Source organism: Halopseudomonas salina (assembly GCF_014637955.1).
Classification (GTDB): domain Bacteria; phylum Pseudomonadota; class Gammaproteobacteria; order Pseudomonadales; family Pseudomonadaceae; genus Halopseudomonas; species Halopseudomonas salina.
This window is the reverse complement of the sequence record NZ_BMFF01000002.1, coordinates 245018-270251: the sequence shown is the minus strand read 5'-3', so window position 1 is coordinate 270251 and position 25234 is coordinate 245018. Positions and strand designations below refer to the sequence as shown.

At 60.2% G+C, this 25234-nt stretch carries 20 protein-coding genes; 8 read left to right on the top strand and 12 right to left on the bottom strand.

The features are described 5' to 3' along the window. Positions 1 to 96: 96 nt before the first annotated feature. From IEV54_RS05140 to IEV54_RS05125, 4 genes are all read right to left on the bottom strand, one after another. Complete coding sequence (locus IEV54_RS05140) at positions 97 to 462, bottom strand: cupin domain-containing protein (protein WP_150276268.1); 366 nt, start codon at positions 460 to 462, stop codon at positions 97 to 99. A gap of 14 nt (positions 463 to 476) precedes the next feature. Continuing rightward, the gene (locus IEV54_RS05135) at positions 477 to 1973 is read right to left on the bottom strand and encodes a CoA-acylating methylmalonate-semialdehyde dehydrogenase (protein WP_150276267.1); all 1497 of its coding nucleotides are present in this window, start codon (positions 1971 to 1973) and stop codon (positions 477 to 479) included. Positions 1974 to 2162: 189 nt separating this feature from the next. After that, positions 2163 to 3491 carry an omega-aminotransferase AptA gene (gene aptA, locus IEV54_RS05130; protein WP_150276704.1) on the bottom strand — a complete coding sequence of 443 codons (1329 nt, stop codon included), beginning with the start codon at positions 3489 to 3491 and terminating at the stop codon, positions 2163 to 2165. Between the two features lie 379 nt (positions 3492 to 3870). Then, positions 3871 to 5958 carry a TonB-dependent receptor family protein gene (locus tag IEV54_RS05125; protein WP_150276266.1) on the bottom strand — a complete coding sequence of 696 codons (2088 nt, stop codon included), beginning with the start codon at positions 5956 to 5958 and terminating at the stop codon, positions 3871 to 3873. 352 nt (positions 5959 to 6310) lie between these two features. On the opposite strand from IEV54_RS05125, the gene IEV54_RS05120 reads away from it, so the two are divergent. From IEV54_RS05120 to gabT, 3 genes are all read left to right on the top strand, one after another. Further along, positions 6311 to 6778 carry a MarR family winged helix-turn-helix transcriptional regulator gene (locus IEV54_RS05120; RefSeq protein ID WP_188434330.1) on the top strand — a complete coding sequence of 156 codons (468 nt, stop codon included), beginning with the start codon at positions 6311 to 6313 and terminating at the stop codon, positions 6776 to 6778. 270 nt (positions 6779 to 7048) lie between these two features. After that, entirely contained in the window at positions 7049 to 8509 is a 1461-nt protein-coding gene (gabD, locus tag IEV54_RS05115) for an NADP-dependent succinate-semialdehyde dehydrogenase (RefSeq protein ID WP_150276264.1), read from the top strand. A gap of 35 nt (positions 8510 to 8544) precedes the next feature. Then, the gene (gene gabT / locus IEV54_RS05110) at positions 8545 to 9822 is read left to right on the top strand and encodes a 4-aminobutyrate--2-oxoglutarate transaminase (protein ID WP_150276263.1); all 1278 of its coding nucleotides are present in this window, start codon (positions 8545 to 8547) and stop codon (positions 9820 to 9822) included. A 189-nt stretch (positions 9823 to 10011) separates the two neighbouring features. Here gabT and IEV54_RS05105 read toward each other — a convergent pair whose 3' ends face one another. Further along, positions 10012 to 11508: a phospholipase D-like domain-containing protein gene (locus tag IEV54_RS05105; RefSeq protein WP_150276262.1), complete on the bottom strand. Its 1497-nt coding sequence runs from the start codon at positions 11506 to 11508 to the stop codon at positions 10012 to 10014. 169 nt (positions 11509 to 11677) lie between these two features. Here IEV54_RS05105 and IEV54_RS05100 point away from each other — a divergent pair, with 169 nt between their 5' ends. Genes IEV54_RS05100 through IEV54_RS05090 form a run of 3 tightly spaced genes read left to right on the top strand, consistent with a single transcriptional unit; the run spans position 11678 to position 14818 of the window. Then, on the top strand, positions 11678 to 14242 hold the full coding sequence (locus IEV54_RS05100) for an intermembrane phospholipid transport YdbH family protein (protein ID WP_150276261.1): 2565 nt from the start codon (positions 11678 to 11680) through the stop codon (positions 14240 to 14242). 27 nt (positions 14243 to 14269) lie between these two features. Further along, the gene (locus IEV54_RS05095; RefSeq protein ID WP_150276260.1) at positions 14270 to 14461 is read left to right on the top strand and encodes a YnbE family lipoprotein; all 192 of its coding nucleotides are present in this window, start codon (positions 14270 to 14272) and stop codon (positions 14459 to 14461) included. 12 nt (positions 14462 to 14473) lie between these two features. Beyond that, the gene (locus tag IEV54_RS05090) at positions 14474 to 14818 is read left to right on the top strand and encodes a YdbL family probable chaperone protein (RefSeq protein WP_150276259.1); all 345 of its coding nucleotides are present in this window, start codon (positions 14474 to 14476) and stop codon (positions 14816 to 14818) included. 19 nt (positions 14819 to 14837) lie between these two features. Here the strand turns inward: IEV54_RS05090 and IEV54_RS05085 are convergent, their stop codons facing one another. The 5 genes from IEV54_RS05085 to IEV54_RS05065 all read right to left on the bottom strand — a co-directional run bounded on the left by IEV54_RS05085 (position 14838) and on the right by IEV54_RS05065 (position 19117). Beyond that, positions 14838 to 15497 (bottom strand): DUF3047 domain-containing protein, encoded by a 660-nt coding sequence (locus IEV54_RS05085; protein ID WP_188434329.1) that lies wholly within the window; start codon positions 15495 to 15497, stop codon positions 14838 to 14840. Continuing rightward, positions 15490 to 15717, bottom strand: a complete 228-nt coding sequence (locus IEV54_RS05080) for a hypothetical protein (RefSeq protein ID WP_188434357.1) — start codon at positions 15715 to 15717, stop codon at positions 15490 to 15492. Before IEV54_RS05080 ends, IEV54_RS05085 begins: the two co-directional genes overlap by 8 nt. A 72-nt stretch (positions 15718 to 15789) precedes the next feature. After that, positions 15790 to 16800, bottom strand: coding sequence for a lipase secretion chaperone (locus tag IEV54_RS05075; protein WP_150276257.1), 1011 nt, complete (start codon positions 16798 to 16800; stop codon positions 15790 to 15792). Between the two features lie 72 nt (positions 16801 to 16872). Further along, positions 16873 to 17805: a triacylglycerol lipase gene (locus IEV54_RS05070; protein WP_150276256.1), complete on the bottom strand. Its 933-nt coding sequence runs from the start codon at positions 17803 to 17805 to the stop codon at positions 16873 to 16875. A gap of 238 nt (positions 17806 to 18043) precedes the next feature. After that, on the bottom strand, positions 18044 to 19117 hold the full coding sequence (locus IEV54_RS05065; RefSeq protein WP_223825347.1) for a transporter substrate-binding domain-containing protein: 1074 nt from the start codon (positions 19115 to 19117) through the stop codon (positions 18044 to 18046). 219 nt (positions 19118 to 19336) lie between these two features. Between IEV54_RS05065 and IEV54_RS05060 the strand changes: the two genes are divergently transcribed. Beyond that, a complete protein-coding gene (locus IEV54_RS05060; RefSeq protein ID WP_150276255.1) occupies positions 19337 to 19798 on the top strand; it encodes an NfeD family protein in 462 nt (153 codons plus the stop codon). A gap of 47 nt (positions 19799 to 19845) precedes the next feature. Then, a complete protein-coding gene (locus tag IEV54_RS05055; protein ID WP_150276254.1) occupies positions 19846 to 20763 on the top strand; it encodes an SPFH domain-containing protein in 918 nt (305 codons plus the stop codon). An 81-nt stretch (positions 20764 to 20844) separates the two neighbouring features. On the opposite strand, the gene IEV54_RS05050 is transcribed toward IEV54_RS05055, so the two are convergent. Together IEV54_RS05050 and IEV54_RS05045 are read right to left on the bottom strand one after the other, a co-directional pair. Beyond that, entirely contained in the window at positions 20845 to 23973 is a 3129-nt protein-coding gene (locus IEV54_RS05050; RefSeq protein ID WP_150276253.1) for an efflux RND transporter permease subunit, read from the bottom strand. After that, entirely contained in the window at positions 23970 to 25217 is a 1248-nt protein-coding gene (locus IEV54_RS05045; protein WP_150276252.1) for an efflux RND transporter periplasmic adaptor subunit, read from the bottom strand. Before IEV54_RS05045 ends, IEV54_RS05050 begins: the two co-directional genes overlap by 4 nt. Between the last annotated feature and the right edge of the window lie 17 nt (positions 25218 to 25234).

Below are 25234 nucleotides of genomic sequence, written 5' to 3'. Positions count from 1 at the left end.
TCGAATGCATATGCTGACGAGAACTGTAACCGCTGGGTCACGTTTAGACCAAGCCGATTTCCTGTGCCAGGGGGCTGGACTTCTGTTTGACGCGCCTCAGCTGGTTAAAGGTTCGAAGATCACATAGACCTTGCGGGTGCGCTCGATCACTTCCCAGCTGCCGACAAAGCCGGCAGGGATCACGAAACGGTCGCCAGCCACCAGGTCGCGGCTGCCACCCTGGTCATCGTGCAGAATCGAGACGCCTTCCAGTATCTCGCAGTACTCGTGTTCACTGTAGCTCACGTCCCAGCGCCCTGGAACGCACTCCCAGGTGCCGGTGGAAAACTGCCCGCAAGGGCTGCTGTAGTGATTGCACACGGACTGCGCCGGATCACCATCGCGGACCTTCTCGGGGTCGGGCCGATAGTGCTCGGCCTCGGTGGGTGCGGTCGCAAAATCGACAATGCTCTCGATAGACATGGTTATCTCTCCACCTACTTCATGGTCGGAATGCTGAATTCAGCATCGGCGCGGATGCCCGTGGGCCAGCGGGAGGTGATTGCCTTGCGCTTGGTATAAAAACGCACTCCGTCCGGGCCGTGCATGTGCAGTGGGCCGAACAGCGAGCGCTTCCAGCCGCCGAAGCTGTGAAAGGCCATGGGAACCGGGATCGGCACGTTCACGCCGACCATGCCCACCTGGATCTCGTTGCAGAACTGCCGGGCAGCATCGCCATCACGGGTGAAGATCGCCGTGCCATTGCCGTACTCATGCGCGTTGATCAGTTTCACCCCAGTGGCGTAATCCGGTACGCGCACAATGCACAGCACGGGCCCGAAAATTTCCTCGCGGTAGATGGTCATCTCGGCGGTGACCTTGTCGAACAGGCAGCCACCCATGAAATAACCGCCTTCCAGGCCGGGGACGCTGACATCGCGGCCATCGACTACCAGCTCGGCGCCTTCGCTTACGCCTTGATCGATATAGCCACGAACCTTGTCCCGGTGCTGAGCGGAGACCAGCGGACCCATCTCCATGCCGGCGCTCAGGCCGTTACCGATTTTCAGTGCCTTGACCTTGGGTGCCAGCGCGGCAGCCAGTTGATCAGCTACTTCATCGCCCACCGCTACCGCCACGGAAATCGCCATGCAACGCTCACCGGCACTGCCATAGGCCGCACCCATCAGCGCATTCACAGTTTGATCCAGGTCGGCGTCGGGCATGACCAACATATGATTTTTCGCGCCGCCCAGGGCCTGCACGCGCTTGCCATGTTCGCACCCGGTGGCATAGATATATTCGGCGATGGGGGTCGAGCCGACAAAGCTGACAGCCTGTACGTCCGGATGGGTGAGCAGTACGTCGACCGCTTCCTTGTCACCGTTAACCACGTTCATCACACCATCAGGCAAGCCTGCTTCGGTGAGCAGTTCGGCCAGGCGCATGGGTACGCTGGGATCTTTTTCCGATGGTTTCATGATGAAGGTGTTGCCGCAGGCGATGGCGATCGGGAACATCCACATAGGTACCATCGCCGGGAAGTTGAACGGGGCAATACCTGCGCACACGCCCAGAGGCTGGTTGACTGACCAGGCATCGACGCCACCGCCGACCTGCTCGGTATGCTCGCCCTTGAGCAAGTGCGGAATGCCGCAAGCAAACTCGACCACTTCCAGGCCACGGGTCAGTTCGCCTTTGGCGTCGTCAAATACCTTGCCGTGTTCACGGGTGATCAGCTCGGCCAGCTCATCAGCGTGGGCTTCGACCAGCGCCTTGTACTTGAACAGCACCCGCGCCCGGTTCAGTGGCGTGGTGGCTGCCCAGGCCGGCTGCGCCGCCTTGGCGACCGCGATGGCCTTTTCGACTTCGCTGACGCTGGCCAGAGACACGTTACCGCGCTGCTCGCCGGTAGCGGGTTCGAACAGGGGCTGGGTGCGCTCGCTGGCGGCGGTGCGCTTGCCATTGATAAAGTGAGTCAGTTGCAGGGTCATTGGGTCACCAGTGCTGTAAAAGTATGTAGGTCGTATTGGTTCGAAACTATGTGCTGCGGCGTGCTGGACCAGCCATGGCGGACACGCAGCAAGTACGTCCCTGTAGCTCGACGGTGGCATCCCTGCCACCGACGGTCCGCCACAGCTGATCCAGCACGCCTCGTGGTTCTCCGAGTTTGCGTCCGCCCTTTATGGCGTTCGCCGAATGACATCGCCCAGGGTATTGATGATCTGGTCGATATGACTCTTCTCGACAATCAGCGGGGGTGCCATGGCGATAATGTCGCCGCTGTTGCGCACCATCAAGCCATTCCAGAAGCAGCCCTCGAATACATCGTAGCCGCGTTTGCCGGGCGCGCCGTCACGGCTGGCCAGGTGTACAGCGCCCACCATGCCGGTGTTGCGAATATCGATCACGTTGGGCAAGCCTTGCAGGCTGTGCAAGCCTTCCTGCCAGTAGATTTCCAGATCCCGGATACGGGTCAGCAAACCATCGCGGGCATAGATATCCAGCGTTGCCAACGCGGCGGCAGCAGCCACCGGGTGACCGGAATAGGTATAGCCGTGGAACAGCTCGATGATGCCGTCGGGGCCATGCATGAACGCATCCTGAATCTGGTCGCTGGCGAAGACAGCGCCCATCGGGATAGCGCCGTTGGTCAGGCCCTTGGCCGTGGTCATGATGTCCGGGGTGACTTCCCAGCGCTGTGAAGCGAAGGGCGAGCCGACGCGGCCGAAGCCGGTGATCACCTCGTCGAATATCAGCAGGATGCCGTGCTTCTCGGTGATCTCGCGCAGACGCTTGAGGTAACCCTGGGGCGGCAAAATGACCCCGGCAGAGCCGGACATGGGTTCGACGATAACGGCTGCGATGTTCTCGGCGCCATGCAGGTTGACCAGGCGCTCCAGATGGTCCGCATATTCGACGCCGTGTTTCGGCAGGCCACGGGTAAAGGCGTTGCGCTCCAGATCCAGGGTATGCGGCAGGTGGTCAACACCGGGGAGTTGTACACCAAAGGCCTTGCGGTTATTGACCATGCCGCCGACGGAAATGCCGCCGAAGCCGACACCGTGATAGCCCAGTTCGCGGCCGATCAGCCGGGTGCGGGTGCCTTCACCACGGGCGCGGTGGTAAGCAAGGGCGATTTTCAGCGCGGTATCGACCGACTCGGAACCGGAGTTGGTGAAGAAGACGCGATTCAGGCCTTCTGGTGCAATTTCAACCAGGCGCTCGGCCAGTTGGAAAGGCAGCGGATGGCCCATCTGGAAGGTTGGAGCAAAGTCCATCTTGGCGATCTGCTTGCTGACTGCTTCGGCGATCTCCTTGCGACCGTGGCCGGCGTTGCAGCACCAGAGGCCGGAGGTGCCGTCGATGACCTGGCGACCTTCCACATCGGTGTAGTACATGCCTTCGGCGCTCTCAAGCAGGCGCGGACGATCCTTGAACTGGCGGTTGGCAGTAAAGGGCATCCAGAATTCATCAAGACTGAGGTCCTGCTGACTGGCGGGGGCGTGCATGCTGTTCATGGGGGTCGTCCTGGCGTTGCTTGAGCGGTGTACTGGGTAGAATGTATTTCGATCTTATGTCAAAAATAACAAACGAAAAACCCCGATAACCGCAATAATCTGAAATTTTGTCAAATATATTGAATTATGCCTCCACCGACGCCGGCGCGGGCGCACCCTTTGGCAGGGATGGAACCCGGCCCTCCCGGGCGTGCACCCTGGGAGTGTCGAGCTCCATCTCGACAGAGGGGGGTAAGCCGATACACGGCTGGCCGGGATGGAACCCAGCCCTCCCGGGCGTGCACCCTGGGAGTGTCGAGTTCCATCTCGACAGAGGGGGGTAAGCCAATACACCGCTGGCCGGGGTGGTACCCGGCCCTTCCGGCAGCCCCTAGCGCCACTGATACTGCAAGCCCAGACCGACCAGCCATTGGCGATCGGGTGCCGGTTCGTAGTAGCGGCCGCCGGGTCCGTTGACGATCAGCGAGCCGATATATTCCTTGTCACCGATATTGTCGACGCGCACGAACGGATCGACCGTCCAGTTGCCGACCTCGTGGCTATAACCGGCACGCCAGTTGAATACGGCGTAGCCCGAGGCGCGGGCCTGATTGTCGTCAGTGGCGAAGCGCTCACTCAAGGATTGGGCTTCGAGGGCGGTGGTAAAGCCGGTCCCCGGAGGCTGCCAACTCAGCTCGGCAAACAGGCTGTGGCGGGGCACGCCGGGCAGGTCCTTGCCGGATAGATCGTCGCCATCGCTCGTCGTGTAACTGTCGAAACGGGCATCGAGGAGGGTGTAGGCCAGATAAGCTTCAATGCCGTGATCAAAGCCCTGCTCAAGCGAGAGTTCAAGGCCCCTGCGGGTCGACTGGCCGGCGTTGACGAAGGTGCTGCGACCCGTCACCGCCTGGTTGGGCCCGGTGACGATCTCGTCTTCCACGCGGCTGTGGAACAGGGCCAGATTCAGCCGGGTTCGCTCATGCCGGAGCTTCATGCCGATCTCGGCGTTGCGCGACTCGCTCGGTTCCAGGCCGAAGTTCAAACCGCTGCCCTGCTGCTGGTACGCCAATTCCTGAAAGGTGGGGGTTTCGAATCCCTGGCCCAAGGCCGCATACAGAGTTAGTGCCGGATTCCACTGATAGCTCAGACCCACTGCGGGGTTGGTCTTTTGATAGTCCACGCCGCCGCTGTCGTCCTGCCCGTCGACGAGATAATCATCTTCGGACTCGAACTCCACACGGCTATGACGCAAGCCGGCGGTCAGGGTCCAGCGTGGATCCAGTTGCCAGGTGCTGATCAGATAAGCGTCCTGGCTGTCGACCGTATTGAATTCGTCTCGCTGCTGGGCCCCTTTGTCGCCGAAGTCGTTGACGAACCCATTGCGCTGCTCGCCCTGGTAGTCATAGGTCAGACCCGCTGCCAGTTCGACCGGTAGGCCAAATAGCTGAGTCTCGCGCTGCCAGCCCAGTTCGCCACCGCCAAAGCGACGATCCAGTTCGATCACACCGCCACCGGAGAACTGGCCGCCACCAGGAAATGCCAGAAACTGCTCTACATAGCGCTCGCCGCCGTAAACCATGAGGGTGATCTTGTCATCGTTGGCCAGCCGGCGCTGGTAGTTCAACCCGGCCTGGTTATGGCGTACGGTCTTGCGCGTATCAAAGGTCTGGGTGCCGGCCACGGCCTGGCGTCGGTCCTCCCGCACCTGCGCCCGGGTCAACCCCAGCGGGTCTTCGGTTTCCGGCTGATCGAGACTGTTGATCAATAGCGTCAGGCTGGAGGCGTCGTCGATGTCCCAGCCCAGACGCAGATTGGCGATGTCCCGCCGGGTTTCGCTGTGGTCCCGATAGCCATCGGTTTCCAGGCGCGAGATGTTGGCAGCGACGTTCAGATCACCGTGCTGGCCACCGTAGCGCAGCCGTGAGCGGCGCAGGTTGTCGGGGCCGATGGCGGTGCGGTTTTCCAGGGTCGGATAGAAAGCACCTTCATCGGTGAAACCCTGGATGATCCCGCCGGAAGCATTGCCGTAGAGCGTGGTCAGTGGGCCACGTAGCACCTCGATGCGCTGCATGCCATCCAGGTCGAACAGGGAGGGCTGGCCCTGGCCGTCGGGCATGGTCAGGGGGATGCCGTCCTGCACCAGGCGTACCCCGCGCACACCGAACTGGGCGCGGGCGCCGAATCCGCGGGAGGAAATCTGCAGGTCCTGGGCGTAGTTCTGCCGGTTGACCGCGACTATGCCGGGTACGCGCTGCAGGGTCTCGGACAGATTGGCGCCCAGGCTCTGGGGGCTTATCTGCTCACCGCTGACGGTATCGCGGGCCAGGGGCACGCGGGTGTCCTGATCGGCTGCCTCGCTACCCAGGACCACCTGTGCTGGCAGGCTGAGAGGAGAGTCCTGCGCCAGAGTGAGTGTCGGGAAGAGGCAGGTCAGGGCTGTGGCGCATGCGCTCAGCGTAGTCGGAATTGTATTTTTCATAAGGCCGCTTTTATCGTGTTTTGTTGGTTCTGGCTATCGAATAAGACGCTGGCGGCAGTATAGGCCTGCGCCGCGGCCGGTTTGAACTCAGTGACCCGATGCGGTTGTCACAATATTGAGTCAAGGCTTTGCTCTGGTTGCAGGAGCGAATCTGCCTTGCGTACTATTTTGATCCAAAAGTAATTCTGCGGTACTCTAGCCCTGTTTCAAGCTATGAGCAGATCGTATTTAGCCTGTTAATGGTGTTCATAGCAGATTTCAGGGTCATGAAAAAACAGCATTATTCATTACTACTGTAATATTTAGACTTTATGGCAAAATGCACTCCTTCGAGTGCGGCCGGGAGCCAGACATGTACATGATGCACGACCTCTATCTTTCCCTGCGCCGCCTGCAGCGGGCCAGTGAGATACACGCCAAGCGCCTGGGCCGCCACAGCGGCCTCACGCCTATTCAGCTGCTGATCATGCACAGCATCAAGGCGATGGGCGAGGGAACTTTGGGCGATCTGGCGAAACGGGTCAGCGTTTCCCAGGCTACCCTAAGCACTATCATTGACCGCCTCGAAAGCCGAGAGTTGCTTCAGCGAATTCGCAGCAAGAGCGACAAGCGTAAGGTGCATCTGGCGTTGACCGCCAAGGGCGTGGATGCAATCCAGTCCGAGCCGGCTTTACTGCCAGTGGAGTTCCTGGATCGATTCGGCAAACTGGCAGATTGGGAGCAATTGATGCTGCTGGCCAGTTTGCAGCGCGTTGCTGGTTTGCTTGAAGCTGATCAGCATGGGCCGGCTGAGTTGTTCGATAGCGAGACGGCGGCCTGACAGACTCTCGATACTACGTCGGAGTGGTGCCGCTATTGCACCGGTAACGCTCTCTTCACTCTTGCCGCGGGCATGGACGCCCTGGTCTGAACCTGTCTCTCTTGACTCTTCTGTCTCGTAGGTAAAACACTCGTTACGACCCTCGCCAGCTTTTTTTCCAGGCCCTCTTGCCTGTTCTTCTCGCGCGACTTAGCATGTTTGAAATTTCAAACATCTATGTGGTAAATGCGTTACGCCTGACGTTGCGTTTTACCCCTGCGAGGAGCCTCCATGCAACTGCAATCCCCAGACCTGTTTCGCCAGCAAGCCCATATCGACGGTCGTTGGTGCGAGGCTGACAATGGTGCGCGCACCGAAATCTTCAACCCGGCCAATGCCGAGCGTCTGGGGAGCGTGCCAAACATGGGAGCGGCGGAAACTCGCAGGGCAATTGAAGCTGCGCGAGCAGCTCAGCCAGCCTGGCGCAAGCGCACCGCCAAGGAGCGTTCCGCGGTATTGCGCAAGTGGTTCGAGCTGATGATGACGCACCAGGAAGATCTGGCGCAGATCATGACCGCCGAACAGGGTAAGCCATTGGCCGAAGCACGCGGGGAGGTTGCCTACGCAGCCTCCTTTATCGAGTGGTTTGCCGAGGAAGCCAAGCGTGTCTACGGCGATACTATCCCCGGTCATCAAGCGGACAAGCGCATCATTGTGCAGAAAGAGCCGGTGGGCGTTACCGCGGCCATTACCCCCTGGAATTTCCCCGCTGCGATGATCACCCGCAAGGCGGCCCCCGCTCTTGCGGCTGGTTGCGCGATGGTTCTCAAGCCCGCGCCGCAGACGCCGTTCTCCGCATTGGCGCTGGTGGCTCTGGCCGAGCAGGCCGGTCTGCCCGCCGGACTCTTGAGTGTAGTGACCGCGGACGCCGAGCAGGCCATCGCCGTGGGTGGCGAGCTTTGCGCCAACCCGATTGTGCGCAAACTGTCGTTCACCGGCTCTACCGGAGTTGGTATCAAGTTGATGGAGCAATGCGCGCCTACGCTGAAGAAATTGTCTCTGGAGCTGGGCGGCAACGCGCCCTTTATCGTGTTTGATGATGCCGATCTGGATGCGGCAGTAGAGGGCGCGATGATTTCCAAGTACCGCAACGCCGGTCAGACCTGTGTCTGCGCCAACCGCATCTATGTGCAGGATGGCGTGTACGACGCCTTTGCCGAGAAGCTGGTTGCGGCAGTAAACAAATTGAAGGTAGGTAATGGCGCTGACGATGGCGTTACTACCGGCCCGCTTATCAATGCGGCGGCCGTAAACAAGGTGCAGCAGCACCTTGCAGACGCCACCGGCAAGGGCGCCCGCGTACTGGTTGGCGGGCAGCCACATGCCCTGGGCGGTTTTTTCTTCGAGCCCACGGTCCTTGCTGATATTGACAGCAGCATGTTGGTGGCGCGTGAGGAAACCTTTGGCCCCCTGGCGCCTTTGTTCCGCTTCAACGACGAGGCCGATGTGGTTCGCCAGGCCAACGACACCGAATTCGGTCTGGCCGCCTATTTCTATGCGCGGGATCTGAGCCGTGCTTTCCGGGTAGCCGAGGCGCTGGAATACGGCATGGTGGGTATCAACACGGGGCTTATTTCCACCGAAGTAGCGCCATTCGGTGGCATGAAATCCTCCGGTCTGGGCCGCGAGGGTTCCAAATACGGCATCGAAGAATACGTGGAAATCAAATACCTGTGCCTGGGCGGAATCTGACCCGGGATTTCATCTGACTGTGTGTGAGGTGAGTGATGAGTAAAAGCAACGAAACCCTGATGCAGCGCCGCAATGCAGCTGTTGCCCGGGGTGTGGGTCAGATTCATCCGGTCTTCGTCGAACGTGCGGAAAATGCCACCGTGTGGGATGTCGAGGGCCGGCAGTATATTGATTTTGCCGGTGGGATTGCCGTGCTTAATACCGGCCACCGTCATCCCAGGGTCATGGACGCGGTCAAACGTCAGCTCGAACATTACACGCACACCTGTTTCCAGGTGCTGGCGTATGAGCCCTATGTGGCGTTGTGCGAAAAACTGAATGCATTGGTGCCAGGCGACTTTGCCAAGAAAACCCTGTTGGTGACCACGGGCTCCGAGGCGCTGGAAAATGCGGTCAAGATCGCCCGCGCTGCCACTGGCAGGGCCGGGGTGATTGCCTTTACCGGGGGCTATCACGGCCGCACCATGATGACCCTGTCGATGAATGGCAAGGTCGCGCCCTATTCCGCGGGTATGGGGCTGATGCCCGGTGGCGTTTATCGGGCCCAGTTCCCCTGTGCGCTGCATGGGGTGAGTGACGCTGATGCGATCGCCAGTATCGAACGTATCTTCAAGAACGACGCCGAGCCACGGGATATCGCCGCCATAGTGATCGAGCCCGTACAGGGAGAAGGCGGTTTTCACGTGGCCAGTCCTGCGTTCATGGGGCAGTTACGCCAGCTGTGTGATTTACACGGCATTGTTCTGGTGGCAGACGAAGTGCAAAGCGGGGCTGGGCGTACCGGCACCTTTTTTGCGATGGAACAGAGCGGTGTTGCGCCGGATCTGACCACCTTCGCCAAATCGATTGCCGGCGGCTTTCCGCTGGCCGGGGTGTGTGGCAAGGCAGAGCTGATGGATGCCATTGGCCCGGGCGGTCTGGGTGGTACCTACGCAGGCAGTCCGGTGGCCTGCGCTGCAGCCCTGGCGGTGCTGGAGGTGTTTGAAGAGGAAAACCTGCTGGCGCGCAGCCGCACCCTGGGCGAGATGATTGGCTCACGCCTGCGGGCGATTGCCCAGGATGACAAGCGTATTGCCGAGGTCCGTGGCCTGGGTGCAATGATGGCCTGCGAACTGTTTGACGACCAATGCCGACCAGATCCGAACCTGGCCGCCCAATTGGTCGCCCGCGCGCGGGAAAAGGGGCTTATCCTGCTGTCCTGCGGCCAGTACGGCAACGTCATCCGCATTCTGGTGCCCCTGACCGCCACGGATCCAGAGGTCCAGCAGGGTATGGATATTATCGCCGACTGTTTCGCGGAGCTCGCAAGCTAGCCACAAGCCACAAGCCACAAGCCACAAGCTACAAGCTGCAAGCTACAAGCTACAAGCTGCAAGCTACAAGCTACAAGCTACAAGCAAAAGCAAAAGCGGATCTGAGTTTGGGGTTTGGGGTTTGGGGTTTGGGGTTTTAGCTTGCCGCTTGCCGCTTGAAGCTTGAAGCTTGCAGCTGCGCCGAGGGCGCTAGAACGTCGACAGGCCGGTGAACTCCATGAATCGGTAGAGTGCGTAGCGCCAGCGTGAGTGGTCGGCAAAATCCGCGTAGGGCTGGCTGTATAGGTGGCCCTCGTGATTGCTCCAGTTCCGCTCGAATAATGCCTGTGCGCGCTGCATGACAGGGACTTGTGAATCGGCTACCACCCGCGCGCTGGTTTCCAGATTCAGGTCGTCAAGGTTGCGCCTAGTAAAGTTGGCCGAGCCGATGATCATCTCCGCGCTGCCATCGGCCCGTTTCAGCTGGATCCATTTGCGGTGGCATTGCTCGCCGCGGGTGGCACACCAGCGCACGGGAATACCGGCCTCATGCAAGTCCCAGCCGGCCTGACGATTGGGTACGCCGCCTTTTTCGCGCCCGAACGCATCCTTGTTCGGGTCCAGCATCGCACGCACCTTGACCCCGCGGTCGCTGGCGCGCACCAGTGCCTCGATGGTCGGACGGTGGGACAGATAGAACACTTCCATGTCCAGTTGGTCCCCGGCGACGCTGCTGTCGATCAGCGTCAGTAATGCATCACGAATTTTCCCTTCGGTCAGAACCTGCACCAGGGGGCCTTCCGGATTCGCGAGGGCGGGTGGTGGCTGGGGTATTGCAAACGTCGGGGCGTTTCCCGAGAAAGCCATTACCGACATCTCGGTGGCCAGCAGGTCCAATGCCGCGGCGCCGCGCAACACCAGAGCGTTGTTGCTGTGGCGGCTGCTGGCGTCATGGGGGTTGGCCGAGGTCACCAGGCCTGCCCAGCTGTCGCCCTCATCAACGATCAGTGTCTTGCGGTGGTTGGCGCGAAAGTTGAGCAGCGCCAGATAGCTGCGCAGGGTGACATCGCCCTCGCCGACGGGATTGGGTAGCCAGCCGCCTTCGCTGCTGTTCCCGACATGTCGACAGCATAGATGCCAGAGGCCAGACCAGACCGGGTTGGATGCCGGCAGTGCATTGACATCGGACATCACCACGTCGACTCCCGAGGCGCGCAGTTTTTCCAGGTGGGTTGCGGGCAAGCCGCCGTAGAGCGTATTGAACGGATCGGTGATCAGCACGATGGGCATATCGGGATGTTGCTGCCGCGCAGCGAGCAGCGCATCGGTGAGTTGGGCGGTGAGCGGCTGGTAGCTGGACTCGCCCGCAAACTCGTTGTAGAGGAACATGTCCACCACGACCAACTGGCGGGCCTGGGCGATCAACCGCAGAATTTTGTTGAAGACCTGCTGGTCACTGATCCGCTCGTCGCCATTGACAACAAAGGTGCGATCATCAAGCAGCTCCAGTCCCCGGGCCTCGCGCAGCGGAGTACTGACAGACAGGCCTTCGGGCAAGGGCTTGTAGGCCTGAAACAGGCTCATGAGAACCCAGGCGCACAACGCGGCGAGCAGAACCCCGATCAGCGGATGGCTGTGGGTTGAATGACTGCCATTGCCGGTCACGGTTGAAGTCGGTTGTTCTGCCTGCGTCGAAGGATCTGGCATCTGGCGCTCGTTATTATTCTGTTGGTGGGCCGGCATCGAGCAAGAGCTGCTACCCTGCGGTTAGTCGACGCTGGTCTGTTCCGTTACAGGTGGCAGTATAGGGTAACGGCTCAGGCCCTCGCCAGCGGGGCAAGATGTGCAGACAGGCTCGATAGGGAGATTTGCTTTCATGCGTTTGGGAGTTCGGTTGTTGGCAGTCCTTGTCGTGCTGTTGCTCGCGCTCGCGTTTGCCGCGGTATTGTTGATGCAACAACGCCTCACCGCTGCCGGTATCGACCAGTTTGACTGGGCGGGTGTCGGCTGGTCAGACGGAGGGTTGCAACTGGAACGTGTTGCCGGGCGGTATACCGACGCCAGTGGTGCACAGCTGCAGATCCACGCCCGGGCGTTGCGCATCGCCCCAGCCTGGTCGGGAGGGCCGCGCCTCGCTGCATTCCAGGCGGACCATTTGCAGTTGGAATGGCAGCCGACCGCAGCGCCTTCCACCAGTCGCACCCTCAGCATGCCTGACGTCCAACAACTGGCGGCAACACTGCAGTGGCTGCCGTCACGCGTGCTGGCGATTGAACAGCTTGCTATGAGCGTGCCTTGCGGTGAAAGGCGTTGCACGCTCGAGGGTGCGGTGACGATCGAGCGCGAAGCCGCGGCCGGCTTTCTGGTTGACCTTGCCCTGTTGGCAGAGGAAGGCGGCGTTCATCTGCACGGCTATCTGAATAGTGATACAGAGGGTTTGCAGGCGGATCTGACGCTTCGATTAGCCGATCAGCAGGCCGCCGAACTGCAGGCTGAGTGGCTTTACGGTGAGTCGTCGGTGCCCCGTTCCCAGGGCACGTTGACTGTGCCTGAATGGCCACAGGCGGACTGGCTGCTGACCTATGTCGAGCCCTGGCTTGGAGGCGCTCAGTTACCTGTAGGCTCGCTGCCGACGGGGCTGCGTGGCGAGATACGTTGGCTTATGGCGCCCACGAAGCCGCCGCAGACGCTGGCAGATATGCTCTCGGGGGCGGTTGAGCTCTATGCGGCTGCAACGCTTGCCGATGCGTGGCAGATACCGGACCTGGGCGAGGTGCAGGGCGAATTGACTCTGGATCTGCTTGGCGATGCGGGCCTCTGGCAATTCCGCGAGGGTACTGGCCTGCTGATGCTGGAGGCGCTGACTGTGCCTGCCCTGGCGACCCTGCCAGCGCAGGTACGTCCCAGAGCCATCAATCTCAGTGTCGAAGCCCAGGCCGATAGCCAACTGGCCTGGACCAGCCATCTGCCTTTGGTCATTCAATTGGAGGTGGCGGGGCCGCTCACTGCGCAACTGGCGGGTCCCGTGACCATTGCCTCGCTGCCGGAATGGCAGGCACAGTGGGATGCCATGCGTTTACGTGTAGAGGTGCCGAATTATCAACTGGATGCGTTGGATCTGGATCAGTTGATGTTTGATGGCAACATATCCGGTCGCCTGGATGCTCACGAGCTGGCTTTGGAGCTGGGTTCGGGCGCAATGGTGACGCTGGGCCGCGTGCGGCTACAGGACATGTTTGTACTCACCGACGTGCGTGCTGATCTGGCCGGACTCGCGCTGCAGGCTCTGCTTGCAGACCCGGCCGCTGTTGCCGCCAATGGGCCGGTTAGCATCCGCGCCGGACGGGTCGAACATGCCATGCTCAAACCCCAGGGCTGGATCTTGCAAGGCACCCTTGCCCGAGATAACGCCGGCTTGCGTTGGCAGGGCACCGCGGCTTCCGCCAGCGAACTTGGGCTCGCTCTGGGGTTCAATTGGCCGGTCAGCGAGCCCTGGCGAGCGGATGTAAAGCTTGAGTCTACCTTTCTGCGCGCGGGTGATCCCCTTTCGGCAACCCTGGCTCTTTGGCCGGAACTGCTCACTCTCGGTAGCGGGCGGTTGCAGGGCGAGGTCAGTCTGCGGGGTAATCCGGCTATGGAACATGCCAACGGTCACTTGACGCTCGATAACGCAGCCGGTATCTATGATCGCGCTACCTTTCAGAGCCTAAGCACCCGGATCAACATTGATCTTGCCGGGGACAGGCTGCAACTCGATATGCCCACACTGATGCTCGCTGCCCTGGACCCGGGAATCGCCATGGGGCCGCTGAGCGCTGACCTGCATTACTCTGCGCACATGGACAGAGTAGGGGCTGGCCTGCTGAGAATCGAACAGGCGCAGCTGGATGTGCTCGGTGGTCAGGTAAGGTTGGAGCCTGCTGTGCTGGATCTGACTGAACAGCGGCATGCAATGATGGTCGACATTAGTGGGCTGGAACTCGATCGTCTGTTTGAGGTCTATCCGGCCGAGGGCCTTCGCGGAGGTGGGACACTTGATGGCCGCCTCCCATTGACCCTGGTCGATGGCGCGTTGGTGATCGAAGAGGGACAGCTCGGCGCGCGCGAACCGGGGGGCTTTCTGCAATACCGATCGGCCAAACTCGAGGATCTGGCCGAAAGTACACCCGGTATGCGGCAGGTAGCCCTAGCGCTGGACGATTTCCACTATGACCTCCTCAACGCCGATGTAACTTATGGCGAAGGGGGTATACTCGTATTGGGTCTGGAGTTGCAGGGACGTAATCCGGCGTTGCAGGACGGCCGACCGATTCATCTGAATATTCGACTGGAAGAAGACATTCCCGCGTTGCTGGCAAGCCTGCAGCTCAGCGGCAAGGTAAGTGAAATCATCCAGGAGCGGGTCAGGCAGCGGCTGCTCAAGCAGCCCGCGGATCCATGACACCCATTGTCCGAAGGAGTCACCAGCATGCGATGGCATCTGTTACCGGTTATGGCACTGACGATCGGGTTATTGGCGGGTTGCACCCCTACCGTCAAGGTCCAGGCTCCCACCGAGCCAATCAATATCAATCTGAACGTGAAGATCCAGCATGAAATCTACATCAAGGTAGATCGTGAACTGGATGACCTGTTCAGTGAATCCAGTGGCTTGTTCTAAGAGGGCGATAACATGCGCATGAGTATTCGGTTGTTACTACTGGCCGCAGCCCTGCTGGTGGCTTCTCCTACCTGGGCCCTGAGTCTCAATCAGGCGATGGGCGCTCTGCCCGAGGCCAAGGCTGCGGGTTTGCTGGGCGAACGCCCGGATGGTTATGTAGGTGTGGTCAGCCCGGGGGGCGATGCGGCGGAGATTGCCCGGCTGATCAACGAGGCCAGGCGAGCAGAGTATCAGCGGCTTGCGGCGGAAAACGGCATCAAGCTGCGGGACGTCGAAGCAATTGCCGGCAAGAAGGCGCTGGAGCGCACTCCCTCGGGTCAATATATTCAGCTAAATGGCGTCTGGATGCCCAAGTAGGGGGCACAGCCAGGGCTATTCAGTCGCTCTCGGGCAGCCAGTTGATGTCACCGTACCAGCCGGTGATCGGCTGGCCGCTGTCATCGCAATCGGTCATGATTGCCAGGCCATCGATGGTGTCGAGTTCCACGCCATGCAGGTTCGCGAAATCTTCCCGTACATTGCGTCGCTCTGTAGCAAATTGCCGGTCAGATCCTTTGGGAGCGCCGCTGCGCAGTGCCAGAATCTTGGCCTGACCGGCATAGGCGTTGTCCCACACCGCGCCAATGGCCTGATTGCTCGACCAGACGTAATTCACGGCGCGGGTACGCCAGGGCAATAACCCGCCATCCTTTACCACATAGAGCCGTACCGGATAGTCATCGCCGCTCTTCTTTGTTTCGTCTATCCCTGTGAATACCTTTTCAATTGCCCAGGACCATTCCAGAACCGGCGTCTTTCGCAAGTCAATGGACTGCTCCAGATAGAGGGCCGAAGCAGCGTTGCTACAGCTTGCCTGGAGTGCGGTCGTACCTGCGTATTGGCCTAGTTGGTACTCGGTGGGTGCGGCAAAGTCACGGCGTTCCCATTCGAGCATGTCGGCCGGAGATACAGCCGTCATCCCATGGGCCAGACCGGCGCAGAGACTGGTCAACAGCAGCAGGCCCTGCCAGCCTGTTGGCCGGGCAGGGTTAAACACTGCCCGGCTCTTCGTCGGTTTTTGCCGGCGGGTTTTGCTTTGCTTTGGCCTGCTCCTCGGCGCGGAATTTCTCCCAATCTTCCCAGTCGTGTGGCGTACCGGCATGGGGTCGACCCGGATGCAGGGCGCGCTCGAGTGACTTGCCGCGCAGACTGGTGTCCTTGAGGTCATCATCGTCGCCATCAAGACCGTACTTCTTGAGAAATTCGTCCGCGCGCATGGGCTTGCTCCACCAGGTCAGGTTGTAAACTCAGTATGCGCGCCCGGTAAAAAATTGTGGCTGCAAGCTGTTTCAGGGTCTGTCCAGGTTCTCGCTGTCAGCGTTGTCCACAAGGGATGTCAGACGCAGTCGCTCGTTTGGGGCAAAACGCTGTGCGGCCAATTCCTCGATCGCCTGGTCTTTGTCCGCTTCAGCCAGCCCGGGGTGCTCGACAATTGTCCGGCGCTCGGCGTTGAATTCATCCACCCGCTGACGCCACTGCTGGCGCTGGGCATCCAGGGTTTCGAGCCGGCCAGTAGCTTGCGGCCCCACCAGCGACATGCGCAGTTCGCGGATCCGGGCCGCATCGGCACCTTGCGCTTGCAGCGTTTGCGTCTGTTCGGTCAACACCTGATGGATCTGCGGCACCAGTAGATCCTGCATATCCTCCGGCAGGCCCTGACGCAGGCTTTCAATCATCGCGCCCTTGTCTTCAGCAGGGATGTTGGCGTCGTGCATGATGGCCAGACGCGCGAGGCTGAACTGATCATATATCTCTTCGGCGGCAAAAAACGCCCGGTGCGCCTCGGCGCTGAATATCTCGGCGCGCAGCCGTTGTACCGCGTCACTGCGGGCACGTATTCCATCGATATCAGCGATGACCGGGTAGGCCTGCTCAAGCTCGACCAGTGCTGTCTTGTACGCTATGTAATCATCCAGCAACGCCAGAGCCTGGGCTAATGCGGGCTGTTGCAATTGGCCACGCAGATGCTGACGGATATTGGCGGTGGCCTGCTCGAAGCTGACTTCGCCCACCGTGGTGTAGTGGTAATCGAACAGGTGACGAAGCTGTTCGGTAATTAACAGGTTGCCCTGCTGATCGACTTCGAGCATGCCGTCCACTTCGGTCCCCTGTTGTGATGCGGCGGCCGGGGGCGGAAGAGATTGAGCGGCCTGTATAGTAAGCAATGGCGGTGTTACAGGTTTGGATACAGGGGGTGCTATCTCGGTCGCGACCTGTTCAACGGATGGTTTGGGAGCCAGATAATGCCAGCCCAGCAGCAAAGCGGCGACCAGAAAGGGCGCATATATAAGGAATCGCATCGACTCTCCGCACAGTCTGAAAGGGTTTGGAGTAGCGGCCGGCCCGGGGTGGACCGACCGCTTTTCGCAGGTTTACAGGCCTGCGTTGCGCAGCCGGTTGGCGTGCTGCCGGTAAACCGATACCGGGTTGGTCTCGAAGATGCTGGTCAGACCGAACATCTGGTTGACTTCATCAAGGTGATTCATCCGATAGTTGTCGCGGATCACCATGCCCAGATGCGAACTGCAGCGCCCTACCAGGCCATCATTGGCTTCAAAGCCGAAGGTCAGGGAAGTAGCCCCAAGCAGTGCATCCGACACGTCAAACACGTTGGTGAGTGGGCTGGTGCCACCCCAGGAGTAGTACCGCACGCCATTCACGGAATAGGCGCCCTGACCGCAGGCACTGGTTGGCAGACCCTGGGGGAAGCGCGCATTGAACCGCGCCGCACCCACCGAATTCAGTGACTCCAGCGTACCCAGAGCATTCTGTGGGCTGCTGGTATTGCTGCCAGACAAGAAGTTGATCAGCGAGCCCAGACCGTTGACGATGCCGGCCAGCATGGCTTCTCCGGCAGAACCCTCAGGCACATTGCGGATAAAATCCGCGGCCTTGGAGCCCTTATGTGGTGCGCCCACGCTGGTGACTGAGGCAACCAGATCCGGCCGCACTGCTGCAACGTAGCGGATTGTCGGGCCACCATGGCTGTGGCCAATCAGATTGACCTTCCTCTTGCCGGTGATGGCAACGATGTCTTCCACCTGGGCAAGCAATTGTTCACCGCGCTTTTCCGAGGTGTCGAGCTGGCTGACGGTAGTGCTGTATACGCTGGCGCCGCCGCTGCGTAGGGCGGAAGGAATCCCATACCAGTAATTCACGCCCAGCAGTTTGTCGAAGCCGAGCATGCCGTGGGTAAGCAGAATGGGGTATTTGGTCTGGGTGTAGCCCGCTGCCTGTGCCTGACCACAAATGGCCACGGTGGCGACGATACCCAGGGCGATGGATAGCCGGGTTTTTCTGTGCATTGATTGTGTCCTGTGTCTTGAAGCATTGTTTTTCTTGTAAGCGACAACATCTGACATATCGCTGGAGCAGCATAGACACTGGGCTGTGGGAGCAGAAGGTGAGCAGGCGCTGGATGTGCTTCTGACTTGTCCGCATCTTTTATGACCGAATAGTCGACGGCTCTGACTCGCCACCATTCATCGAATTTATCCGATGAATGGCAATTCAGAGTATCGATTTAACCTTTTTATAGCTCGCTCAACGCCCCAGATAGCGCTGTAGCAGGGTTTCCCATTCCGGTGACTCGGTTACCCGTAATACCTGCTGGGCAATCGCCGCGCGGTTCGGGCTGCCGCTGGGTAGTGCGAAGGCGTACAGCTGCTGTTCGAAAACGGCTGGCAGAATATCCAGGCGATGGTTGCCAAGCTGTTGGTTGCGATACTGCATCAGCGCTCGGTCGTAGACGACAGCATCGACCTCTTCGCGGGCGACAGCCTGCATGGCGGTTGTCAGATCAGGATAAGTCTCGTGGCGGATTCGCTCCTCCTTGAGAAAGCGGGCGCTGGCGGTGTTGGCAATGGTTGCTACGGTATTGCCAGGCAAATCAAGGGGGCCCTCAATATGACGTTGCAGGTTGCTCACCGTCAGTGAAGAGGTGATTGCCGCGGTGAAGCTGGCCACCATGATCAAGCCAGCAAACATCCATACCAGGGCGATCAAGCGACCGGGAAGCGACGTGGGCGCCTTGTCACCATAGCCGACGGTGGTCATGGTGACGGCTGCCCACCAGAAGCTGGAACCGATTCCTTCAATCGGCGTGCCACCAAACTGTTCGGGGTTGCGACGCCTCTCGACCAGCCAAAGCAGGACGCCGACAAAGAGCAGCAGCAGGCCCAGGCTGCCTATCAAGCTGGCAAATTGCCAGGTGAACAGCGCGCGAAAGCTTTGCCACAATCCTCCGGATGGGTTGTGCGGGACACCTATCGAGAGGCCTGTCTGGTAGAACGGATGGGCGAAGTCGAAGCGTGACTCACGGTCAGCGGTCATGGTCAATGCCCCGACAGCAATGTCAACATTGCCGGATTCCACGCCGTCGAGAAGCTGCTCGAAGCTCAGTTCAACGAACTCATAGTCCTGCCCCAGGTCCTCGGCTATGGTGCGCCACAGGTCAATGCTGATGCCCTCCCAATTCCCATCGGCGTCGGTCATCACAAAGGGCGGCACTGCGGTGATGCCAACCCGCAGGACAGTCTCTTGGGTCTGTGCGTTTGCCGGCATGGAGAAGCTGGTCAACAGTGCGAAAACAACGAACAAAAAACGGTTATACGGCATGGGCGGGTTCCTTGAGGCTCTTTAAGCAGCATAACAAATCGAGTCCCCCAGGCCACCCCGGCCGACTTCGCTCTGGAAGGGTCTCTTGGCCGAGCCTTAGAACAGGCATGCGGGCCGTAGATCGACACTCCTTTTCCCCGGAAACATGATCAGAGGGTTTCGCTGGCCACAATCTGATAATCTCATGCCACCGCAACACAGTTACACAGGAGCTGTATCATGCTGGAGAGCACTTTTATCAACGGATATGGGTTCTGGCTGTTGTTTGGCCTGGCCTTGCTTGCTTCCGAGTTTTTCGTTCCAGGCCTGATCGCCGCATTTTTCGGAATTGGAGCCCTGTTGGTCGGTTTACTGACCCTGATGGGCGTAGTGGAAACCACTCCGGTACAGTTGAGCCTGTTTATCGCATTCAGTCTGGTGGCTCTGTTCGCCTTGCGCCGACACTTCAAGCGTTGGCTGCAGGGTACCGAAGAAGACCTCGCTGTAGCGGACCAGGATGATGCCGGCTTTATCGGCGCGCGGGTCGAGGTTTTGTCCGATTTCGCTGATGGCTTTGGCGATGTATTGCTCAACGGGGCGAAATGGGATGCCGAGTCAACCGAGCACCTGCGCGCGGGTGAGCATGCCTGGGTCGTTGGCCACCATGGCATCGTACTCAAATTGAGTCGTCAGCAGCCTTGAAACCGACTGTATTGTCATCCCCTTTCACACCCTGAGGAGCATTTTATATGGACATAACCACCATCATTTCACTGGCGATTCTCGCCCTTGTTGTTATCGCACTGGCCAAGACGGCAAGGATCGTGCCCCAGCGTTCGGCGTTTATCGTCGAGCGGCTGGGCAAGTATGCCAAGACCCTGGAAGCCGGTTTTCACATACTGGTGCCTTTTGTTGACCGGGTTTCCTACAAGCACACGCTCAAGGAAGAGGCGATCGACGTACCCAGCCAGGCGTGTGTGACCAAGGACAACATTCAGGTGGTAGTCAATGGCGTGCTGTATCTGCAGGTGGTCGATGCCAAGCTGGCCAGCTACGGCATCAACGACTATCGGTATGCCGCCATGCAGCTGGCACAGACTACTTTGCGTTCGGTAGTGGGCAAGATCGAACTGGACAAGACCTTCGAAGAGCGCGAAACCATCAACACCCAGGTGGTGCTGGCGCTGGATGAAGCGGCCAAGCCGTGGGGCGTCAAGGTGCTGCGTTACGAGATTGCCGACATCGAGTTGCCGGCCACCATCCTTGATGCACTGGAAAAGCAGATGCGTGCCGAGCGGGAAAGGCGCGCCGTTGTTGCCCAATCCGAAGGTGAGCGGGAAGCCAAGATCAACGTCTCCGAAGGTGTGAAGCAGGAAACCATCAACCTGTCAGAGGCCGACAAGCAGCGCCAGATAAACGAAGCTGAAGGTCGTGCTCGCGAGATTGAGCTGATTGCCGAGGCGACTGCCGAGGGCCTGCGCCGCGTAGCGGAGGCGATCAACACCCAGGGTGGCAAGGATGCGGTCGCGCTGCGCGTTGCCGAGCAGTATGTGCGCGAATTCGGCAAGCTGGCCAAGACCAACAACACCATGATCCTGCCGGCCGAATTGAGCAATATCGGCGCCGCTGTGGCAGCGATTACCAAGACCATGGAAACAGTCAAGTAAGCATGCTCTGAATGTGCCCTGTGGGGCCAGACATGTGAACATCAGAAGCCCCGCTATTGCGGGGCTTTTTCGTTTACTGTCTTACACGGGAGATGCACTACGCCTATGCTTGAAGCCCTCGAGAACCGACATCAGCGCCGGAATCACCAGTAGTACCAGGGCGGTTGAGAAGCCCAGGCCAAAGGCGATCGAGGTTGCCATGGGGATAAGGAACTGAGCTTGCAACGACGTCTCGAACAACAGGGGCAGCAGGCCGCCGATGGTCGTCAGCGAGGTCAGCAGGACCGCACGCAGGCGCTGCACGACCGCCTCGTTCAGCGCTTCGTTGATACCCAACCCGGTCTTGCGCTGGTGTTGATAGAAGGTCACCAGAATGATCGAGTTGTTGACCACGATGCCTGACAGGCCGAACAGTCCGAACAGCGACAGAATTGTCATGTTCAGCCCCATTACCCAGTGGCCGAGCAGCGCACCAACCAGCGCCAGGGGTATGACCGCCATCACGATCAGCGGCGTGCTCCATGATGAGAATACCCAGACCAGTACGGCGTACATGAGAATCAGGCCGATGATCAGGCCCGTGCGCATGTCCGCCAGGGTGTCACGCTGATCGGCCGAGCGACCTTCAAAGCTGTAACGCACGTTGTACCGGGTGGCCAGGGCCGGGAGATTTTCCTGCAGGCTGGCGAGTACTTCACCAGCGGTTGTCTGGGTGGAGTCCAGGTCAGCGGTGACTTCTACCGCGAGCCGGCCTTCGGCATGGCGAAGCGCATCGAAACCCTGGCGGCTATCGAACTGTGCCACCTGGTTCAGAGGCACGAAGCGACCATCATCCAGGCGGATCGCCAGATCATTCAGGCTGGACAGGTGCTCGCGCTCTTCGCGGGGCAGTTGGACGCGCACTTCTATCTCATCAGACTGCTGCTGGTAGATCTGCGCAAGACGACCGTCATAGGCCGCGCGCAACTGACGCCCCAGGCTCTGGGTGCTCAGTCCCAGGGATTGGCCATAGGGCGTCAGACTGTAGACCAGCTGTTCTCGGCCCCAGGGCATGTCGTCCTGAGTGCTGATGACGCCCTCGATCCCGCCTAGCATGACCCCGACCGCGTCCGCGGCGTCCTTGAGCTGGGTAGGCGTGTCGCCGGTCAGCCGCACATTCACATCCTTGCCGGGCGGGCCGGAGGTGCGTTCGGTAATGACCAGCTGGTCGATTCCAGCGGGCATGCGGATCCGCTCTCGCCAGGCGCGGATGAACTCGCTGTTGCGTATCTCGCGATGGTCCGGTGACACCAGCTCTACCAGAATGGATCCCAGTTGATCACCCTTGCGACCTGCGCCGGCCGAGCCAATGGCCTCACCGCGACGCACGATCGCGTTTTCGATCATGCGCGTGTCAAAGGATGCCTCGGTGGCGTTGAGGGTTTCCTGCAGGTGGTCGACAAAGCGGTCAACCTCGGCCCGCGGCGTGCCGGCGACGAAATTGGCGTTGGCATAGATAACCTGCGGCTCGGGGGTAGGGAAGAAACTGAAGCCGATCCGCCCGCCGCTGATCAGGCCGATGGTCAGAATGATGCTCACGAGGGCGCAGGCCAGTGTGGCTCCCCGATGTCTGAGCGTGAGCTGAGAGAAACGCCGGAAGCGACCTTCGCGAAAGCGGTCAAAGTGGCGATCAAAGCCCTGACGGATGCTGTCCACGCGTCGACCACCACGTTGCAGCACACTGTTACCGGTACTGACGACTGCCGGTTTGAAGGCCGAACGCAGGTGGTGGGGCAGCACAACGAAACATTCCAGCAGCGAGGCGATCAGCACGCAGATCATCACCACCGGAATGTCACCCAGAATATTGCCGAAGATGCCGCCTACGACCAGCAGCGGCATGAAGGCGGCAACGGTGGTAAGCGAGGATGCCACCACCGGCCAAAGCATGCGGTTGGCAGCCCCTTCCGATGCGTAATCGGGATTCTCGCCGCTGCGAAAGTGCGCGTCGGCATCCTCGCCGACCACGATGGCATCATCAACGATCACGCCCAGGGCCATGATCAGCGCAAACAGCGAGATCATGTTGATTGAGCCGCCAATTAGCCAGAACACGCCCAGTGCGGCCAGAAAGGCAGTCGGAATGCCCACAGCCACCCAGAGGGCAACACGGCCGGGTAGGAACAGATAAAGCAGCAGCAGGACCAGCACCAGTCCGCCAACGCCGTTATTGACCAGTAGGCCAATCCGGTCGTTGATCAGTTGCCAGGCCTGATCATAAACATTGATGCTGATGCCCGGCGGTAGCGTGGGTTCGACCTCTTCCAGCCAGTCACTGAGAATCTCGGCAGAAGCGAGCGAGTCACCATCTTCGGCACGCTGCAGCGCCAGCTCCACGGCGGGGTAGCCCTGGTGATTGAGCTCAACTTGGTTGCGTCTGGCTTCCTGGCGTACCTCCGCTATATCGCCCAGACGGACATAGTTGATCCCGCCCAGGGCAACCGGCAGGTTGGCAAACTCGTCGGGGCCGCGACGCTGTTCGATCGCCCGCAGCTCCCGCGCAGCATCTTGCTCGCCCGCAAGGCCGGCCGGCAGGTCACGTGATTCTGCGGCTACCCGGTCAGCGATCTGGTCCAGCGACATGCCCAGTTGCTGCAACTGCTGGTTGGGGACCTCGATACTGATCTGCTGTTCAGGCAGCCCGTAGATCTCTATCCGGTCAATGCCGCGGCTGAGCAGTTCGCGCTCATAGCGATAGGCCAGGGCGCGAAGCTCATGGTCGGAGTAGGGACCGTAGACCAGCAGGGTCGCGATCGGGTCGTAGCGGGCAACGCGCGATACCTTGGGTTCTTCGGCATCGGCAGGCAGGTTGCGGAATTCGTCGACCCGTTGACGGGTGTCGTCCACCGCGACTATGGCGTTGACGTCCTCGTTGAACTCCAGGGTAATGCTGGAAATGCCCTGGGCTGAGGTCGAGGTCATCGACTTGAGATTTTCCAGACTGCGCAGGCGCTGTTCAAGAGGCTGGGTGATTGCCTGCTCGACATCCTCGGCGGCGGCTCCGCTCCAGACCACCTGGACGGTCACAAAATCCAGCGCGAAGGTCGGGAAGAACTGGATGTTCATGCGCATCAGACCCAGCACGCCGGCCATCAGCATGATCAGCATGACCAGGTTGGCAGCTACCTTATGGCGTACGAAAAAGCCGATCGGGCCTGTCCTCCGGCTCATTGCGCAGACTCCGCTGCAGCATCGGAGGTGGTGTCGACTTTCAGGCCCTGCATGGCGTTAGGCAGGTGAGTCGTGATGATCCGCGTCCCAGGGGTCAGGTCGGGAGCCCGTACCAGCAGCCAGCGCTCGCCGTTCTCCATCAGCGTCTCGCCGATGCGCTCCACGTCGATGTGCGCCATGCGTCCATCTTGCAGCGCATACAGGGTACGGTTGCCATACAGGGCGCTGTAAGGCACGGCGATGCTCTCGGGGGCCGCGGGCTTGGGTACGCTGATCGCCAACAGGTTGCCCAGGCGCAGACCAGGTGCAGGCTGGTCGAGCACGAAGATGGCTTCTACCCCGGTAGCGTCGGCCTGTCCGGCAATACGTTGCAGGGTCATGGTCAGCTCTGACTCGGTTTCCAGGCTGCGGGCGACCAGTTTCTGCCCCTGCGCTAACGCTCGGGTGAAGTCCATGGCGTGGATCTGTGGCAGGGTAGCGCGAAGCTCCAGTCCTTCAACGGGATAGAAGTCCAGCAGGGCCTGATTCTTGTTCACCTGATCTCCTGGTGCGGCCTGGACTTCGGCCACAACACCGCGAAAGGGTGCCGTAAAGCGACTACGCTCGGCATCACGTTGCGCGGCCTCGAGGCTCGATCGAGCCCGCTCGACCCGTGCCTGCAGAGCGGCCAGCCGGGCTTCATGGCTCTGGATGCTGCGCTGGCGAACAGCCATAGTGAGTGATGCCCGTTCTGCCAGGTCCTCGGCGCCTTCCAGCTCGGTGCGCGAAACGAGTTCACGCGCGACCAGTTGCTGAACGCGTTCCAGTCCCTTGCGCGCGTTATCCAGAATGCGCTGTTCCAGTGCCAGTGCCTTGCGGTCATTGGCGTGCTCGATCTGTTCCCTGTCGAGCTGAGCGCGGGCGTCAGCCAGGTCCGCTTCGGCCTGCCGGGTCATGGGTTCTATGTCACGCTCGTCAAGAGCGACCAGCAATTCGCCTTGCTCAACCGTCTGACCGTCGCGTGCCGGCAGCTGATCAACGCGGCCAGCCATGGGCGCGACCACGGTGAAGCGCCGTGGTGACTCCAGCTGGCCATATAACGTGAGGCTCGGCTGGCGAGCCCCGGGATCGATCACCATTGTCTCGACACGCCAGGTGCGCTCCTGCGGAGTAACCGGTTCCGGTACTGATCGGGTGGCCTTGAGGAGGATAAAGCCGATAACGCCGATAACAATGATCAGCAGGGGAACGAGGCGCTTGCGCATGATGTGTCTCTGCGGTG

Excerpts from the sequence above, each read along its gene's own strand:
- IEV54_RS05055 (WP_150276254.1), top strand. The coding sequence starts at position 19,846 with ATGGACATAACCACCATCATTTCACTGGCGATTCTCGCCCTTGTTGTT.
- gabT (WP_150276263.1), top strand. The coding sequence starts at position 8,545 with ATGAGTAAAAGCAACGAAACCCTGATGCAGCGCCGCAATGCAGCTGTT.
- IEV54_RS05050 (WP_150276253.1), bottom strand. The coding sequence starts at position 23,973 with ATGAGCCGGAGGACAGGCCCGATCGGCTTTTTCGTACGCCATAAGGTA.
- IEV54_RS05070 (WP_150276256.1), bottom strand. The coding sequence starts at position 17,805 with ATGCACAGAAAAACCCGGCTATCCATCGCCCTGGGTATCGTCGCCACC.
- gabD (WP_150276264.1), top strand. The coding sequence starts at position 7,049 with ATGCAACTGCAATCCCCAGACCTGTTTCGCCAGCAAGCCCATATCGAC.
- IEV54_RS05105 (WP_150276262.1), bottom strand. The coding sequence starts at position 11,508 with ATGCCAGATCCTTCGACGCAGGCAGAACAACCGACTTCAACCGTGACC.
- IEV54_RS05140 (WP_150276268.1), bottom strand. The coding sequence starts at position 462 with ATGTCTATCGAGAGCATTGTCGATTTTGCGACCGCACCCACCGAGGCC.
- IEV54_RS05100 (WP_150276261.1), top strand. The coding sequence starts at position 11,678 with ATGCGTTTGGGAGTTCGGTTGTTGGCAGTCCTTGTCGTGCTGTTGCTC.
- IEV54_RS05125 (WP_150276266.1), bottom strand. The coding sequence starts at position 5,958 with ATGAAAAATACAATTCCGACTACGCTGAGCGCATGCGCCACAGCCCTG.
- IEV54_RS05045 (WP_150276252.1), bottom strand. The coding sequence starts at position 25,217 with ATGCGCAAGCGCCTCGTTCCCCTGCTGATCATTGTTATCGGCGTTATC.
- IEV54_RS05090 (WP_150276259.1), top strand. The coding sequence starts at position 14,474 with ATGCGCATGAGTATTCGGTTGTTACTACTGGCCGCAGCCCTGCTGGTG.
- IEV54_RS05075 (WP_150276257.1), bottom strand. The coding sequence starts at position 16,800 with ATGCGATTCCTTATATATGCGCCCTTTCTGGTCGCCGCTTTGCTGCTG.
- IEV54_RS05080 (WP_188434357.1), bottom strand. The coding sequence starts at position 15,717 with ATGCGCGCGGACGAATTTCTCAAGAAGTACGGTCTTGATGGCGACGAT.
- IEV54_RS05060 (WP_150276255.1), top strand. The coding sequence starts at position 19,337 with ATGCTGGAGAGCACTTTTATCAACGGATATGGGTTCTGGCTGTTGTTT.
- IEV54_RS05120 (WP_188434330.1), top strand. The coding sequence starts at position 6,311 with ATGTACATGATGCACGACCTCTATCTTTCCCTGCGCCGCCTGCAGCGG.
- IEV54_RS05135 (WP_150276267.1), bottom strand. The coding sequence starts at position 1,973 with ATGACCCTGCAACTGACTCACTTTATCAATGGCAAGCGCACCGCCGCC.
- IEV54_RS05095 (WP_150276260.1), top strand. The coding sequence starts at position 14,270 with ATGCGATGGCATCTGTTACCGGTTATGGCACTGACGATCGGGTTATTG.
- IEV54_RS05065 (WP_223825347.1), bottom strand. The coding sequence starts at position 19,117 with ATGCCGTATAACCGTTTTTTGTTCGTTGTTTTCGCACTGTTGACCAGC.
- aptA (WP_150276704.1), bottom strand. The coding sequence starts at position 3,491 with ATGCACGCCCCCGCCAGTCAGCAGGACCTCAGTCTTGATGAATTCTGG.